The 14,972-nt window shown below is 68.1% G+C and carries 13 protein-coding genes; 5 read left to right on the top strand and 8 right to left on the bottom strand.

The window, feature by feature from the left end; translation table 11 throughout:
* Nucleotides 1–5: 5 nt before the first annotated feature.
* Complete coding sequence (locus tag OLX23_RS08030) at nt 6–785, top strand: MBL fold metallo-hydrolase (RefSeq protein WP_264444286.1); 780 nt, start codon at nt 6–8, stop codon at nt 783–785.
* Here OLX23_RS08030 and OLX23_RS08025 read toward each other — a convergent pair.
* Nucleotides 782–2,044, bottom strand: a complete 1,263-nt coding sequence (locus tag OLX23_RS08025; protein WP_264444285.1) for an HD-GYP domain-containing protein — start codon at nt 2,042–2,044, stop codon at nt 782–784. The two genes, OLX23_RS08030 and OLX23_RS08025, sit on opposite strands and share 4 nt — an antisense overlap.
* A gap of 124 nt (nt 2,045–2,168) precedes the next feature.
* Entirely contained in the window at nt 2,169–3,485 is a 1,317-nt protein-coding gene (locus OLX23_RS08020; protein ID WP_264444284.1) for a hypothetical protein, read from the bottom strand.
* Nucleotides 3,486–3,617: 132 nt separating this feature from the next.
* Between OLX23_RS08020 and OLX23_RS08015 the strand changes: the two genes are divergently transcribed.
* Entirely contained in the window at nt 3,618–4,484 is an 867-nt protein-coding gene (locus tag OLX23_RS08015) for an SDR family NAD(P)-dependent oxidoreductase (RefSeq protein ID WP_264444282.1), read from the top strand.
* Between the two features lie 136 nt (nt 4,485–4,620).
* Here OLX23_RS08015 and metH read toward each other — a convergent pair whose 3' ends face one another.
* Genes metH through OLX23_RS07990 form a run of 5 tightly spaced genes read right to left on the bottom strand, consistent with a single transcriptional unit; the run spans nt 4,621 to nt 10,792 of the window.
* Entirely contained in the window at nt 4,621–7,275 is a 2,655-nt protein-coding gene (gene metH, locus OLX23_RS08010; protein WP_264444280.1) for a methionine synthase, read from the bottom strand.
* Complete coding sequence (locus OLX23_RS08005; RefSeq protein WP_264444278.1) at nt 7,272–7,817, bottom strand: GNAT family N-acetyltransferase; 546 nt, start codon at nt 7,815–7,817, stop codon at nt 7,272–7,274. Before OLX23_RS08005 ends, metH begins: the two co-directional genes overlap by 4 nt.
* Before the next feature lie 4 nt (nt 7,818–7,821).
* Nucleotides 7,822–8,883 (bottom strand): homocysteine S-methyltransferase family protein, encoded by a 1,062-nt coding sequence (locus tag OLX23_RS08000; protein ID WP_264444277.1) that lies wholly within the window; start codon nt 8,881–8,883, stop codon nt 7,822–7,824.
* Complete coding sequence (gene metF, locus OLX23_RS07995) at nt 8,880–9,785, bottom strand: methylenetetrahydrofolate reductase (RefSeq protein ID WP_264444276.1); 906 nt, start codon at nt 9,783–9,785, stop codon at nt 8,880–8,882. Before metF ends, OLX23_RS08000 begins: the two co-directional genes overlap by 4 nt.
* Nucleotides 9,782–10,792: an ArsR/SmtB family transcription factor gene (locus OLX23_RS07990; RefSeq protein WP_264444274.1), complete on the bottom strand. Its 1,011-nt coding sequence runs from the start codon at nt 10,790–10,792 to the stop codon at nt 9,782–9,784. Before OLX23_RS07990 ends, metF begins: the two co-directional genes overlap by 4 nt.
* A gap of 202 nt (nt 10,793–10,994) precedes the next feature.
* On the opposite strand from OLX23_RS07990, the gene OLX23_RS07985 reads away from it, so the two are divergent.
* The 3 genes from OLX23_RS07985 to gltX all read left to right on the top strand — a co-directional run bounded on the left by OLX23_RS07985 (nt 10,995) and on the right by gltX (nt 14,410).
* Entirely contained in the window at nt 10,995–11,279 is a 285-nt protein-coding gene (locus tag OLX23_RS07985; RefSeq protein WP_264444272.1) for a hypothetical protein, read from the top strand.
* A 138-nt stretch (nt 11,280–11,417) separates the two neighbouring features.
* Nucleotides 11,418–13,073: an NAD+ synthase gene (locus tag OLX23_RS07980; RefSeq protein ID WP_264444270.1), complete on the top strand. Its 1,656-nt coding sequence runs from the start codon at nt 11,418–11,420 to the stop codon at nt 13,071–13,073.
* Nucleotides 13,070–14,410: a glutamate--tRNA ligase gene (gltX, locus tag OLX23_RS07975; protein ID WP_264444269.1), complete on the top strand. Its 1,341-nt coding sequence runs from the start codon at nt 13,070–13,072 to the stop codon at nt 14,408–14,410. Before OLX23_RS07980 ends, gltX begins: the two co-directional genes overlap by 4 nt.
* Here the strand turns inward: gltX and OLX23_RS07970 are convergent.
* Nucleotides 14,407–14,958, bottom strand: coding sequence for a putative glycolipid-binding domain-containing protein (locus OLX23_RS07970; RefSeq protein WP_264444267.1), 552 nt, complete (start codon nt 14,956–14,958; stop codon nt 14,407–14,409). The two genes, gltX and OLX23_RS07970, sit on opposite strands and share 4 nt — an antisense overlap.
* Between the last annotated feature and the right edge of the window lie 14 nt (nt 14,959–14,972).

Below are 14,972 nucleotides of genomic sequence, written 5' to 3'. Positions count from 1 at the left end.
GGGGCATGAGCCATTTTGACTTCGATCCCGCGGCGACGGCGCCGCGCCAGTATCCGCTCGAAGTCGCGCCCGATACCTTCTGCATCCGTGCGCTGACACCCTCGGTCGGCGGGACCTGGACCAATCTCAACTCGATGGTGATCCGCGGCGCCGAGCCGATCGTGGTCGATACCGGCATGGTCACGCACCGCGATCAGTGGTTCGAGGACCTGTTCTCGCTGGTACCGGCCGAGGATCTGCGCTGGATCTTCGTCAGCCACATCGACACCGATCATGCGGGCAACCTGATCGAGGCGCTGGCGCGTTGTCCGCAGGCGACGATGATCACCAGTCGCGGCGAGTCCTTCCGCATCGCGGCCTCGCTCGGCGTGCCGGTCGAACGCATGCGGTTGGTCGACGAGGGCGAGAGCTTCGGGGTCGGCGACCGCGCGCTCACGGCGCTGCGTCCGCCGGTCTACGACAGCCCCTACACCCGCGGTCTGCTCGACGAGTCCACCGGGGTCTACTACGCCTCGGACGCGTTCTGCGCGCCGATCCCCGGCGCGCCGGTCGACTGGACCGACGAGATCGATCCCGCGCTCTGGGCGGAAGGCCTCGCGCGGTTCCATCACGCCTCGCTCTGCCCCTGGGTCGCGCTGGTCGATCAGGCCAGGTATCAGGCCGAGGTCGACGCGCTAGCGGCGCGCGCGATCACGACGATCGTCAGCGCCCATTCGCCCGTCATTCGCGGCGCGGCGGTGGCCCAGGCCTTCGCGCTGCTCGCCGGCCTGCCGGCGGCCCGCTAGGCGGCGAGCGCCGGGCCGTCGCCGCGCAGCAGGCGTTCGACCATCGCATCCCAGTCGGCGAAGCCCCATTCTGCGGGATCGGCGGCAGCGACGATCGAATCGTTGGCGAGGTTGTCCTGGATCGTCACGTCCTCGGGTGCGATGAACTGGCGGTCGCGTGTCGCGTAGAAGGCCAGCACGCGCGGGCGCGAGGCGCGGCGCTTGTTCTCGAGCACCAGCGCCAGCCGGTTCGAGCGAAGCTGGACCAGCATGCCCGCCGGGAAAACGCCGATCGACTGCATGAAGGTGAACAGTAGCCCCTGGTCGAAATGGCCCTGCCACGACCACATCGCGGTCAGCGCCTCGACCGGCGACCAGGCGTTCTTGTATGCACGCTCCGAGGTCAGCGCGTCGTAGACGTCGCAGACCGCGCCGAGCCGTGCCACCAGCGAGATCGCCTCGGCCGGTAGCCCGAAGGGATAGCCCGAGCCGTCCATCTTCTCGTGGTGGTGCCGACAGACGTCGAGCGCGGCCTCGGGGATGTTCGGCGACTGCGACAGCACCTGATAGCCGTGCTCGGGGTGATTGCGCACCGCGAGGAACTCGGCCTCGGTGAGCTTGCCCTCCTTGTTGAGGATGGCGTCGTCCACACCCATCTTGCCGAGATCGTGGAGCAGGCCGGCCAGGCCGTAGTCGCGCGTTTCGGCCGCGCCTTTGCCCATATGGCGCGCGGCGTTGACCATTAGCGTGCAGACCGCGACCGAGTGCAGATAGGTATATTCGTTCTTGCTCTTGAGGCGGAGAATCTCGAGCAAGGTGCGCGGGCTGCGATCGACCGTGCCGACGACGTCGTCGACGATGGCGGTGACCTCGTCCATCCGCACCGCGCGGCCCAGGCGGACGTCGGCGAAGGCCGTGCGCAGGACTTTCATCGACCGCGAAACGAGTGCCTTGGCCTGCTGCTTGTCCGAGCGTTCGAGCGCCTTCTCGCGCTCGTCCCATTGCACCTGGGCGCTGCGCTCGGGGCGCTGCAGCCGGATCGACACGGGAACGGGTCGAGCTGCCGCGACGGGCGGGCTACCGGCCTGGTCGACGATACCCAGCCCCAGCGCATCGTCGATCACGACGTAGGAAACGCCAGATCCCTGGACGCGTTCGAGATCATGCTGGGTCTTGAGCACGAATTTGGCGCGCCAGAAGGGGTGGCTGAACCACGAGCCGCCGAAGCCGCAGACATACATGCCGAGCCGCACGTCTTCGGGTCGTATCTGGCGTTGCATCGGCGCTACCCCCCATCGTTCTCATCTTGAACAATAGGGGAAACGCCATGAACAAAGGGCATTATGGACTTGGTTAACGGGGCATTTAAAGTGCTGTAAAAACTGATGAAAATCGAGATCGGACTTATACCGCCGCGAACAGTCGGCTCAGGGTGCCGGTCAGGTCCTCGCGCTGCCAGAAGGCGAGGAAGTTGGTCATCATCTGCAATTGCACGCGCGCGGTCTCGCTGGCGGTGATGCGCGGGTCGAGCGGGCCGGTGCAGAGCGCCAGCTCGGGCACTTCGCGGCGCACGCGCGGCGGCGCGTCCATCAGCCAGCACAGCCCCATCATCGCGGTATAGAGCAGCAGGTGCGTCTTGAGCCCGGCCTGGTCGAGCGAGGGGCCACCGGCCGCGGCATATTCGCGCACGAACAGCGCCAGCAATTCGTCGAGGTGGTCGCGCCACATCCACAGCTCGGCGCTGGAGAGGCAGCCCCACAGGGTCATCGCCACGTGCATCTGGCCGACGGAGCCCCAGTCGAGCAGGCCGCACCGGAGTTCGCCGGTCTCGTCGCGCCAGTACCAGCCATTGTCCGAATTGGCGTTCCAGTGGCACAGCGCGATCAGGTCGGGATCGGCATGGAGGAAGCGCTTGATCGCATCCTCGTGCGTCTGGAACAGCGCCGCGCCTTCGCCGAGCTGGGCGATGAATTCGGGCGTGCGGATCTCGGGCGGCAGCAGCTGCGGCAGCTCCTCGGCGAAAGCGGCATAGCGCGCGACGCGGTTGGCCACCTGCTGCGGCGTATAGGGCAGGCGGTCGCTGGCCAGCGCCTTGGCATGATCGAAGGGAAACTCGGACGCCACGTATTCGGGCAGGTGGCCGCCCTTGTGGCTGCCCGCCAGCCGCGCCAGGGTGCCGATCAGCGCGCGGTAGTGCGCGAGCGGCTCGGGCATGACGTGATCCATGCACTTTTCGTACTGCGGCTCGATCGTGCCCTGACCGAAAGGAATGCAGCGGGTGATCAGAATGCCCGTGCCGCTCTCGGCCTCGTAGTCGGCGAAAAGGCAGTCGGGCACGGCCACGGGGAAGCCCGGCATGCGCGACAGCGCGGCGAAGCGGATCTCTGGGCCCATGTGCCAGCGTGCGCCGTCCATCGAAGCATCGACGAAATTGCGCGAGAACTTGACGAAGAGATCCTCGGCGAGATCGGCACCGGGCTTTTCGTAGGCCACCGACAGCAGCGCCTTGGCACCGGTGCCGCCCTGGACGAAGCTCTGGCAGCGGGTGATTGCGGTGATGCGATTGTCGGGCGCGAGCGAGCCCATCGCGTGGAAGGCGCGGGTCAGCCAGTCGGCGCCGCCCTCGCGCAGCGCCTCGGCATCGGCGGGCACGGGAAGGCCGAGCGCGTCGCCGGTGGCCCAGCGCTCGGGCGATAGGTCTGGGGAGGAAGCGTCGTTCATGGTTGGTCTCGCCATGACAGAAGCCCGGCCGGGACGAAATAGGCGCGGCGCGATCCACACTTGCCCCGAGGGGAACGGCTTGCTCCCCGCGCCGGTGGCGGCCAAGGTCCGTTGGCAACGATGGGACGAGACATGAGCGACAGGCAGAAAGTGGCAGTGGTGACCGGGGCGAGTTCGGGCATCGGCAAGGAGGTCGCGAAAGCGCTCGTCGGCGCGGGCTGGCGGGTCATCGCCACGGGACGCGATCCGGCGCGCATGGCTTCGGCTGAGGCCGAGATCGCCGCAGCGGCCGAAGGCGGTTCGGTCGAGATGCTGCGCGCGGACCTCTCGCTGATCGCGGAGGCTGACCGGTTGGCGCAAGACGTCGCCGCGCGCACCGATCGGCTCGACCTGCTGGTCAACAACGCCGGCGGCATGACCGACCGGCTGGAGATGACCGGCGAAGGCCTCGAAGCCAATTTCGCGGGCAACCACCTCGGCCCCTTCGCGCTGACCCAGGGGCTCGAACCGCTGCTGCGCGCGGCCGCGGCCGATGCGCCCGCTGGCGCGACGCGGATCGTCATGACCGCCTCGGACGCCAGCGAGATGGGTCTGCCGGTCGATTTCGCCGACATGCAGAACCTCACGCGGTTCAATCCGGGCCTCGCCTATTGCACGGGCAAGCTGGCCAACGTGCTGTTCGCCCGCGCGCTGGCGTCGCGGCTCGACGGCAGCGGCATCGTCGCCCACGCGATGGCGCCGGGCGCCACCGACACGCCGTTCTTCGACAATGCCCCGGCCGAGACGCGCGTGCACACCGAGAAGCTGGCCAAGCTGACCGTCGCCGAGGGTGCGGACACGCTGATCTGGCTGGCGCTGGGCGACGAGGCCGGCCGCAGCAGCGGCGGCTACTGGGAAAAGCGCGCGCCGCGTGCCCCGCACCCGCAGGTCGACGATGCCGAGGCGGTCGCGCGGTTCTGGCAGGAGAGCGAGAAGCTGGTCGACGGCGTACGGGGGTAATTATCCTCCCCGGAACGGGGAGGGGGACCGCCCGCGTAGCGGGTGGTGGAGGGGGCTCGCAGGCTTACGCCGCGTTTAGCCGATAGCCCCCTCCGTCAGCCCTGCGGGCTGCCACCTCCCCGTGCCGGGGAGGATATCAATCCAAATTCGGGCGCAGCCAGCGTTCGGCGGTCTTGAGATCGACCCCGCGGCGCGTGGCATAGTCCTCGAGCTGGTCCTGGCCGATCCGCGCGACGCCGAAATACTGGCTCTCGGGGTGCGCGAAGTAGAAGCCCGAGACCGCCGCGGTGGGCAGCATCGCATAGCTCTCGGTCAGCACCAGACCGGCGTTCTCTTCGGCCTTGAGCAGGTCGAACAGGATCGGCTTGAGGCTGTGGTCGGGGCAGGCCGGATAGCCGGGAGCCGGGCGGATGCCGCGGTACTGCTCCTTGATCAGCGCTTCGTTCGACAGCTGCTCGCCCGGGGCATAGCCCCACAGCTCGGTGCGCACATGCTGGTGCAGGCGTTCGGCCATGGCTTCGGCGAAGCGGTCGGCCAGGGCCTTCAAGAGGATGTCGTTGTAGTCGTCGTGGTTCGCGCGGAAGCGTTCGAGGTGCGGCTCGATGCCGTGGATGCCGACGGCGAAACCGCCGATCCAGTCGCCGTCGTGGTCGATGAAGTCGGCCAGAGAGAAGTTGGCGCGATCGCGGCTCTTGCGGATCTGCTGGCGCAGGAACGGCAGGTGCAGCGGCGGTTGCGGGCCCTCGATGTGCAGCACGACGTCGTCGCCGACGCGCGCGCAGGGCCAGAAGCCGCAGACCGCCTTGGCGGTCAGCCACTTCTCGGCGACGATCTGGTCGAGCATCGCCTGGGCATCGGCGTAGAGGCTACGCGCGGACTCGCCGACCACCTCGTCGTCGAGGATCGCGGGGAACACGCCGGCGAGCTCCCAGGCGCGGAAGAACGGCGTCCAGTCGAAGGTCGCGCGCAGGTCGGCAAGATCCCATTCCTCGAAGACGTGAACGCCCGGCTGTGCCGGCGGCGGCGCCTTGTCGCGCATGTCGGGCTTGAACGCATTGTCGCGCGCGTCGGTCAGGTTGAGGAGGATCGAGCCCTCCTTGCCCGCGCGCACGTCGCGGATGTGCTCGTACTCGTCGGCCGTGGTCGTGACGAAGCCCTCGGCCTGCGTGTCCGAGAGGAGCTGCGAGGCGACGCCGACCGCACGGCTGGCGTCGAGGACGTGCACGACCGGGCCCTCATAGGCGACGTCGATGCGCAGCGCGGTGTGCACCTTGCTCGTCGTCGCGCCGCCGATCAGCAGCGGGATCTTCATGTCGGCGCGCTGCATCTCCTCGGCGACGGTGACCATCTCGTCGAGCGAGGGCGTGATCAGCCCCGACAGGCCGATGATGTCGGCCTCGTTCTCGTTCGCTGCCTGGAGGATCGTCGACCAGGGCACCATGACGCCGAGGTCGATCACCTCGTAGCCGTTGCACTGGAGCACGACGCCGACGATGTTCTTGCCGATGTCGTGGACGTCGCCCTTGACCGTGGCCATGATGATCCGGCCCTTGGCCTTGGCGCCCTGATCCTTCTCCGCCTCGATGAAGGGGAACAAGTAGGCGACCGCCTTCTTCATCACGCGCGCCGACTTGACCACCTGCGGCAGGAACATCTTGCCCGATCCGAACAGGTCGCCGACCGTGTTCATGCCGTCCATCAGCGGGCCTTCGATCACCTCGATCGGCTTGCCGCCGCGCGCCGAGATTTCGGCGCGGGCTTCCTCGGTATCGTCGACGACATAGGTGTCGATGCCCTTGACCAGCGCGTGCTCGATCCGGCGTACGACGTCCCAGCCGCGCCATTCCTCGGCGGCCTTCTCGGTCTCGGCGCTCTTGCCCTTGTAGCTCTCGGCGATCTCGATGAGCTTTTCGGTGGCGGTCAGCTCACCTTCGGGCACGTCCTGGTTGCGGTTGAGGATCACGTCCTCGCAGGCTTCGCGCAGCACGGGGTCGATCTGGTCGTAGATGTCGAGCTGGCCGGCGTTGACGATCGCCATGTCGAGCCCGGCGGGGATCGCGTGGTAGAGGAACACCGAATGCATCGCGCGGCGCACCGGCTCGTTACCGCGGAACGAGAACGAGAGGTTGCTGAGGCCGCCCGAGAAGTGGACGTGCGGGCAGCGCAGGCGGATTTCCTTCACCGCCTCGATGAAGTCGACGCCGTAATTGTTGTGCTCCTCGATACCCGTCGCCACGGCGAAGACGTTGGGATCGAAGATGATGTCCTCGGGCGGAAAGCCGATGCCCGTCAGCAGCTTGTAGGCGCGCTCGCAGATCTCGACCTTGCGGTCCCTGGTGTCGGCCTGGCCGGTCTCGTCGAAGGCCATGACGACGACGGCGGCGCCATAGGCCATGCACTTGCGCGCGTGTTCGAGGAACTGTTCCTCGCCTTCCTTCATGCTGATCGAGTTGACGATCGGCTTGCCCGAAACGCATTTCAGGCCCTCCTCGATGACGTGCCACTTCGAGCTGTCAATCATCACCGGCACGCGCGCGATGTCGGGCTCGGCGGCGATCAGCTTGAGGAAGGTGGTCATGGCGACGACCGCGTCGAGCAGGCCTTCGTCCATGTTGACGTCGATCACCTGCGCGCCGTTCTCGACCTGCTGGCGCGCGACCTCGACCGCCTTGGCATAGTCGCCCGCGAGGATCAGCTTCTTGAACGCGGCCGAGCCGGTGACGTTGGTGCGCTCGCCGATGTTGACGAACATGGAACCGGCAGGCCGGGTGGAGGTGGTGGTGTCGGTCATGCCTGATCCAGTTGGACGGAAGTTTTGAGAGGGCGGGCGAGCACGAAGTCGTGGTGTTCGACCTTGCCGACGAGGAAGCCGCGCGTGCCGATCTGGGCGAAGCCCTGGCGCTCGTAGAACGCCAGCGCACGCGTGTTGCGCGAATGAACGCCCAGCAGAAGACGATCGTAACCGGAGCAGGTCGCCAGCGCCTTGTCCATCAAGGCTCGCCCGAGGCCGGTGCCCTGCATCCGGGTCAGCGCGTAGATTCGCTTGAGCTCGATGTCGCCTTCGCGCGCGTCGTCGAGTTCGGGCGGGCAGAGCAGCGCATAGCCGAGCGGAACGCCGGTCCCTTGCGCTTCCGCCAGCCAGGCCTGCGCCCCGCCGTCGATGTAGCGGCGATAGGCTTGCGCGCTATGCTGCGTCGCGCAGAAGTCCAGCATGTCGGCGATTTCGAGCAGGCCGGCATAGGTTTCGAGGATCGTCGCGCTGCCGACGAGCGCCAGCGCTGGCGCATCGTCGGCGCCCGCTTCCCGAATATTCCAACCCGCGATGTCGAACATCGCCTCAGGCCGCCATGGTGAACGGTTCGAGCCCGGCCAGGCGCGTCACCGGCTCGAGCACCGGCACCACGCGCGGCTTGGCCTCGGCGACGGCCTTGGCGATCGCGGCGATGTGTTCGGGCGTCGTGCCGCAGCAGCCGCCGACCGCGTTGACCAGGCCGCCGTCGATCCATTCGCCGATCAGCTGCGCGGTCTTGGCCGGCAGCTCGTCGTACTGGCCCAGTTCGTTGGGCAGGCCGGCGTTGGGATAGGCGAGGATCAGCGTGTCCGAGGTCTTGGCCAGCTCGGTCAGGTAGGGGCGCATCAGGTCGGCACCGAAGGCACAGTTGGCGCCGATGGTCAGCGGCTTGAGGTGGCGCAGCGCGTACCAGAAGGCGGTGATCGTGTGGCCCGAGAGGTTGCGTCCGCTCATGTCGGTGATGGTGAAGCTGGCCATCAGCGGCACTTCGCGTCCAGAGGCTGCTTCCGCCTCGCGCGCGGCCATGCCGGCGGCCTTGGCGTTCAAGGTGTCGAAGCAGGTCTCGATCAGCAGGAAGTCGACGCCGCCGGCGATCAGCGCGTCGCACTGTTCGCGGTATTCGGCCTTGAGGCCGTCGTAGTCGACCTCGCGGAAGCCCGGGTCGTTGACGTCGGGCGACAGCGACAGCGTCTTGTTGGTCGGGCCGATCGAGCCCGCGACGAAGCGGCGGCGGCCGTCCTTGGCCTGCGCCTCTTCGGCCGCCTCGCGCGCGATCTTCGCGGCGGCGACGTTGATGTCCCAGACCAGGTGCTCGCAGCCGTAGTCGGCCATGGCGATCTTCGTCGACGAGAAGGTGTTGGTCTCGACCATGTCGGCGCCGGCATCGAAATAGGCGGTGTGGATGCCCTTGATGATGTCGGGCCGCGTCAGGCACAGCAGGTCGTTGTTGCCCTTCTGGTCCATCGGCAGGTCGAGGCTGCCGCGATAGTCGGCCTCCTCGAGCTTGAACTTCTGGATCGAGGTGCCGTAGCCGCCGTCGAACACCAGCACGCGGGATGCGGCGGCCTTGCGGAAATCGGCTTCGGCGGAATTGGCGTGAACGGTCATCGCGGCCGCACTCCCAGCAGGTGGCAGATGGCATAGGCCAGTTCTGCGCGGTTCAAGGTGTAGAAATGGAACTGGCGGACGCCGCCGGCATAGAGCCGGCGCGACAGCTCGGCCGCCAAGGTCGCGGATACGAGCTGGCGCGCGGCGGGGCGGTCGTCGAGGCCTTCGAACAGGCGCTCCATCCAGCCGGGCACCTGGGTGCCGCACATGCCCGACATGCGCACGACCGAGGCATAGTTCATCACCGGCATGATGCCGGGGACGATCTCGGCGTCGATGCCGGCCTTGGCGGCGTCGTCGCGGAAGCGGAAGAAGGTGTCGGGTTCGAAGAAGAACTGCGTGATCGCGCGCGTCGCGCCGTTGTCGATCTTGCGCTTGAGATTGTCGAGGTCGGCCGCGGCATGCGGCGAATCCGGGTGGCACTCGGGATAGGCGGCGACCGAGATCTCGAACGGGTGCAGCTTGGTCAGGCCGGCGACCAGGTCGGCAGCGTTCTCGTAGCCGCCCGGATGCGTCTGGTACTTCTCGCCCGCGCGCGGCGGATCACCGCGCAGCGCGACGATGTGGCGCACGCCGGCCTGCCAATAGTCCTGGGCGATGCGGTCGATCTCTTCCTTGGTGGCATCGACGCAGGTCAGGTGCGCGGCGGCCGGGATCGCGGTCTCGCGCGCGATCCGCGCGACCGTGTTGTGCGTGCGTTCGCGCGTCGAGCCGCCGGCGCCGTAGGTCACCGAGACGAAGCGCGGGTGGAGCGGCGAGAGCGTCTCGATCGACTCCCACAGGGTCTCTTCCATCTTCTCGGTCTTGGGCGGGAAGAATTCGAACGACACGTCGATGTCGCCCGCGACGTCGGCGAACAGTGGGGTGGCGTGGGCGCGATAGCTTTCGATCGGGGCGGTCATCGGCCGGCGGTCTTCTCGGTCTTGGTCATTTCGTCGGGTCCCCTGCGCGTATCCTGTCGCGCCGTCCAGATTTTTACCGTCAGCGGCGTGCCGGGCAGCGCGATCGCCGGCTCGGGCGCGAGCCCGGCATCGGCCAGCAGCGCGAGCATCTGCTCGTCGGAAAAGCCGAGGCGGGCATGCGCGTGCCGCTCGCGCAGCTCCTCGCGGTCGTGCGCGGCAAAATCGACCACGGCGATGCGCCCGCCGGGCCGCGCGACGCGCGCGGCTTCGGCCAGAGCAACTTCGGGTTCGAGCGCATAGTGCAGCACCTGGTGGAACAGCACGGTGTCGAAGCTGGCGTCGGCGAAGGGCAGGGCGCCGAATTCGCCCTGGACCAGCGAGACCTGTTCGGCCGGGATGTTCTGCAGCCGGGCGCGGGCGATGCGTAGCATCTCGGGGCTCTTGTCGAGCCCGGTGATGTGGCGGCTGCGCGGCGCGAACAGTTCGGCCATGCGGCCGGTGCCCGTACCGATGTCGAGCAGCGAACCGAGATCGCCTTCTCCCAGCGCGCGCGCCAGCGCCGCCTCGACCGGGCCGTCGGGCGAATGCAGCGAGCGCAAGGTGTCCCATTCCTCGGCGTGGCGGGCGAAATAGGCCTCGGCGCTGGTTTCGCGCGAGGCGCGGATCGCGGCGAGGTGGCGGCGATCCTCGCCGCAGCGCGCGGCGAAGCCGGCGTCGTCGCGTTCGGCCGCGGCGAGCAAGCCGGCGGCGGCGCTGCCCAGCGACGGGGAGGACGACGGCCCGCGCGGCTCGGCGATGGCGCTGCGCAGGAACACCCAGGAGCCCTCCTTGCGCCGCTCGGCCAGGCCTGCGTCGCAGAGGATGCGCACGTGGCGCGAGACGCGCGGCTGGCTTTGCGCTAGGACCTGGGCGAGCTCTCCCACGGCCAGCTCCATGGCGCTGAGCAGGCGCATGATGCGCAGCCGCGTCGGGTCCGCCAGAGCGCGCAGGAGGGGATCGATCTTCATTGCAAGGGTCATATAAAGAAATCTTTATATGACTTCAACCCGACCCGTTTAGGTAGATATACGGGGAACGCCGAAGCCGTCCTGCCGGGAACCATTGCCGTTTGCGATGTATTGGAGGCTCGACTAGTGTCCGCGCCCGCAGGGGGGCGGGTTTCCACGGATCGTGGCCGCACTGCGTCACGCCAGTCGAAAAGGGATTAGCATGAAGAAGATCGCTTACGCCGCATTCGCTTCCATCGCCGCCTTGGCGTTGTCGGCTTGCGGCAGCTCGGACAAGGCCAGCGAAGAGGCCCAGGCCGAAAACGTCGAAATGCCGGCCGAGGAAGCGATGAACACCGCCGATGCCGCCGCCACGCCGGTGGCCGATGCCTCGGAGGCCGCGGGCGATGCCGCCGCTGCCGCTTCGGAAGCCGGTGCCGCTGCTTCCGGCGCGGCCGAAGCCGCGACGATGAGCGCCGAGAAGAAGACCGACGCCGCCAAGCACTAAAGCCTGGCCTCGCCCGGCGGGCTCACCGGGCCATCTGGCCGCCGCGGCCAAGCAGAAGCCCTCCCGCCTCGGGAGGGCTTTTTGTTTGCACGACGCAAAACGTTTGCATGACCGGATGGGGGGCGGCATCAGACCGCCATGCCCGATACGCTCAAGATCACGCTCGCCCAGCTCAACCAGTCGGTCGGTGACCTTGCCGGCAATGCGGCGGGCATGCTGGCCGCGCGCGCCAAGGCGAAAGGCTCGGACCTGATCGCTTTCCCCGAACTCCAGCTCATCGGCTATCCGCCCGAGGACCTGATCCTCAAGCCCGCGCTGATCGAGCGCGCCCAGGCCGAGCTCGAGAAGCTGGCCCAGGCGACCAACGACGGCGGCCCGGCGATGCTGGTCGGTTCGGTCTTCGTGCGCGACGGCGCCTTGCACAACGGTGTCGCCCTGCTCGACCAGGGCAAGATCGCCGCGACGCGGTTCAAGCGCGAGCTGCCCAATTACGGCACCTTCGACGAGATGCGGCTGTTCCAGCCCGGGCCGCTGCCCGAGCCGATCATCGTGCGCGGTACCATGATCGGCGTGCCCATCTGCGAGGACATCTGGCAGCCCGACGTCTGCCGCCACCTTGCCGATTTCGGCGCCGAGATCTTCGTCTGCATCAACGGCAGCCCCTACGAGATCGACAAGGACACCCTGCGCATCGATGGCGTGGCCAAGCGCCGCGCGGTCGATACCGGCCTGCCGCTGGCCTATCTCAACCGCGTCGGCGGCCAGGACGAACTGGTCTTCGACGGTGCCAGCTTCGTGGTCAACGGCGACGGCGGCCTCGCCGTGCAGATGCGCGACTGGGAAGAGCAGGCGGTCGAGACCCGCTGGACCAAGACCGCGCAGGGCTGGCGCTGCGATCGGGGCGAGATCGCCCAACTCGCCGATCATCCCGAGGACATCTACTGCGCCATGACCATGGCGCTGCGCGACTATGTCGATCGCAACCGCTTCCCCGGCGTGGTGCTCGGCATGTCGGGCGGCATCGACAGCGCGATCTGCGCGGCGATCGCCGCCGACGCGCTCGGCCCCGACCGCGTCTGGGCGGTCATGCTGCCCAGCCGCTTCACCAGCCAGGAAAGCCTCGACGACGCCGCGGCCTGCTGCAAGGCGCTCGGCATCCGCCACGACGTGATCCCGATCCAGCCGGCGGTCGCCGGTTTCGACGAGATGCTCGCGGGCAGCTTCGCCGACCGGGCCGTCGACATCACCGAGGAGAACCTGCAGTCGCGCGTGCGCGGCGTGACCCTGATGGCGCTGTCGAACAAGTTCGGCCACATGCTGATGACCACGGGCAACAAGAGCGAGATGAGCGTCGGCTACGCGACGATCTACGGCGACATGGCGGGTGGCTACAACCCGATCAAGGACGCCTACAAGATGACCGTCTTCGCGATCTCGAAGTGGCGCAACCAGCACCGCCCGAAGATCGGGCTCGGCGCCAAGGGCGTGGTCATTCCCGAGAACATTATCGTCAAGCCGCCGAGTGCCGAGCTGCGCCCCGACCAGAAGGATTCGGATTCGCTGCCGCCCTACGAGGTGCTCGACCCGATCCTGCTCGGCCTCGTCGAGCACGAGAAGAGCGTCGACCAGCTCGTCTCCGAAGGCTTCGACAAGCCCACGGTGACGCGCATCGAACGCCTGCTCCACCTGGCCGAGTACAAGCGCCGCCAGGCGCCCCCGGGGGTCAAGCTCGGCACGCGCAACTTCGGCCGCGACCGCCGCTATCCGATCACCCACGCGTTCCGCACGGCATGAGCACGGTCACCCGTTTCGCGCCCTCGCCCACGGGCACGCTGCACGTCGGCAACGTGCGCACGGCGCTGCACAACTGGCTACTCGCCAAGAAGCACGGCGGCCGTTTCCTGCTGCGTATCGACGATACCGATGCCGAGCGTAGCAGGGAGGAATATGTCGAGGGCATCCGTGCCGATCTCGCCTGGCTCGGGCTCGTGCCCGACGGCGAGGAGCGGCAGTCGGCGCGCTTCGATCTCTACGAACGCGAATTCGCCAAGCTCTGCGAGGCCGGCCGCGTCTATCGCTGCTACGAGAGCGCGCAGGAGCTCGAGCTCAAGCGCAAGGTCCTGCTCGGTCGCGGCCTGCCGCCGATCTACGATCGCGCCGCGCTGAAGCTGACCGAGGCCGACCACGCCGCCAAGTGGGCCGGCGGCGAGCGGCCGCACTGGCGCTTCCTGCTCGATCACGAGCAATCCATCGAATGGACCGACGGCGTGCGCGGGCCGCAGCATTTCGATCCGCGGCAGATGAGCGATCCGGTCGTCCGCCGCGCCGACGATTCGTGGCTCTACATGCTGCCCTCGGCGATCGACGACGTCGCCATGGGCGTCACCGACGTGCTGCGCGGTGAGGATCACGTCTCGAACACCGCGGTCCAGCTGCAGATGTTCGCCGCGCTTGGCGCGCCGGCGCCGAACTTCAGCCATACCGCGCTGCTCGTCGGCACCGAGGGCAAGCTGTCGAAGCGACTCGGCTCGCTGGGCATGGCCGAACTGCGCGAGGCCGGGATCGAGCCCGAGGCGCTGATCGCGCTGCTCGCGCGGCTGGGCACGTCCGATCCGGTCGATCCCGCGCTCGACGCGGCGGCGCTGGCGGCGAGCTTCGACCTCTCGCGCTTCGGCCGCGCGCCAGCGCGTTTCGACGAGGCCGAGCTGCAGCGGATCAACGCCGCGGTGGTTCACGACCTGCCTTTCGCCCGCGTCGCGCACCTTCTGCCCGAAGGCATGAGCGAAGCCGGGTGGGACGCGATCCGCCCGAACCTCGCGCATATCGGCGAGGCGGCCGAATGGTGGCAGATCGTCACCGGTGCCGTCGATGCGCCGGCCTTCGACGGCGAGACCCAGGGCTATCTCGAACTCGCGGCCGATACGCTCGCCGCCGTGCCGTGGAGCGATAGCGTTTGGCAGGAGCTGACCGGCGAACTCAAGCAAGCCACGGGCCGCAAGGGCAAGCCGCTGTTCCTGCCGCTGCGCCAGGCGCTGACCGGGCGTGATCACGGACCCGACATGGCCGCGCTGCTGCCGCTGATCGGGCGCGACGTGGCCGTCGCACGCTTGCGGAGCGCCGCTTCGGCTTAGTCCAGGCGTTCGAACAGGTGCTCGTAGCGGAGCACCAAGCCGTCGTCGTCGATTTGGAGATCGGCCTCGAAGCCCGCCGACAGCCCGAGATCGACATAACGGCAGCGTCCCGGGCCCTGTCGGTGGTAGCGCTGGCGCGAGCGCGCGACGGTGAGCGCCGGCCCGTCGATGAAGGCCGTGTCGAGCGTCAGGCTGGCGCCTGGCCCTTCGGGCAAGCGGCGGATCGGGAAGCTGTTGCAGAACGGCGTGACCGAAAGGTCGGGTTCCTCGGCGCCGTCGAGATCGGGGCGCGGCAAGCCGTCGACGCGCCAGCCGTCGTCCGTGCGTTCGAGCAGCAGCCGACCGTGCCCTTGCGCATCCCAGCGCTCGACGGCGACCGACAGCGCGCGCCAATCGGGGGAAAGCTGCCAGACGTGATCGAGGCGAAACCCGCCTTCGCCCTGGCAGAGCACCGTCGATCGCGCGGTGATTCCCTCGGGCTCCGCCGAAAGTTCGAGCCGTTCGAGACCGGGCAGATCGATCCGCTGCCAGAAGAGCACGCGCGTCATGCGAGGATAATGGC

Origin of the sequence: Novosphingobium sp. JCM 18896, from assembly GCF_025938095.1 — a bacterium.
Lineage (GTDB): Bacteria > Pseudomonadota > Alphaproteobacteria > Sphingomonadales > Sphingomonadaceae > Novosphingobium.
This window is presented reverse-complemented; position numbering and strand designations above follow the sequence as displayed.

What these genes read in the sequence shown, in the direction of transcription:
- OLX23_RS08030 (WP_264444286.1), top strand. Translation starts at nt 6, where the DNA reads ATGAGCCATTTTGACTTCGATCCCGCGGCGACGGCGCCGCGCCAGTAT.
- OLX23_RS08025 (WP_264444285.1), bottom strand. Translation starts at nt 2,044, where the DNA reads ATGCAACGCCAGATACGACCCGAAGACGTGCGGCTCGGCATGTATGTC.
- OLX23_RS08020 (WP_264444284.1), bottom strand. Translation starts at nt 3,485, where the DNA reads ATGAACGACGCTTCCTCCCCAGACCTATCGCCCGAGCGCTGGGCCACC.
- OLX23_RS08015 (WP_264444282.1), top strand. Translation starts at nt 3,618, where the DNA reads ATGAGCGACAGGCAGAAAGTGGCAGTGGTGACCGGGGCGAGTTCGGGC.
- metH (WP_264444280.1), bottom strand. Translation starts at nt 7,275, where the DNA reads ATGACCGACACCACCACCTCCACCCGGCCTGCCGGTTCCATGTTCGTC.
- OLX23_RS08005 (WP_264444278.1), bottom strand. Translation starts at nt 7,817, where the DNA reads ATGTTCGACATCGCGGGTTGGAATATTCGGGAAGCGGGCGCCGACGAT.
- OLX23_RS08000 (WP_264444277.1), bottom strand. Translation starts at nt 8,883, where the DNA reads ATGACCGTTCACGCCAATTCCGCCGAAGCCGATTTCCGCAAGGCCGCC.
- metF (WP_264444276.1), bottom strand. Translation starts at nt 9,785, where the DNA reads ATGACCGCCCCGATCGAAAGCTATCGCGCCCACGCCACCCCACTGTTC.
- OLX23_RS07990 (WP_264444274.1), bottom strand. Translation starts at nt 10,792, where the DNA reads ATGAAGATCGATCCCCTCCTGCGCGCTCTGGCGGACCCGACGCGGCTG.
- OLX23_RS07985 (WP_264444272.1), top strand. Translation starts at nt 10,995, where the DNA reads ATGAAGAAGATCGCTTACGCCGCATTCGCTTCCATCGCCGCCTTGGCG.
- OLX23_RS07980 (WP_264444270.1), top strand. Translation starts at nt 11,418, where the DNA reads ATGCCCGATACGCTCAAGATCACGCTCGCCCAGCTCAACCAGTCGGTC.
- gltX (WP_264444269.1), top strand. Translation starts at nt 13,070, where the DNA reads ATGAGCACGGTCACCCGTTTCGCGCCCTCGCCCACGGGCACGCTGCAC.
- OLX23_RS07970 (WP_264444267.1), bottom strand. Translation starts at nt 14,958, where the DNA reads ATGACGCGCGTGCTCTTCTGGCAGCGGATCGATCTGCCCGGTCTCGAA.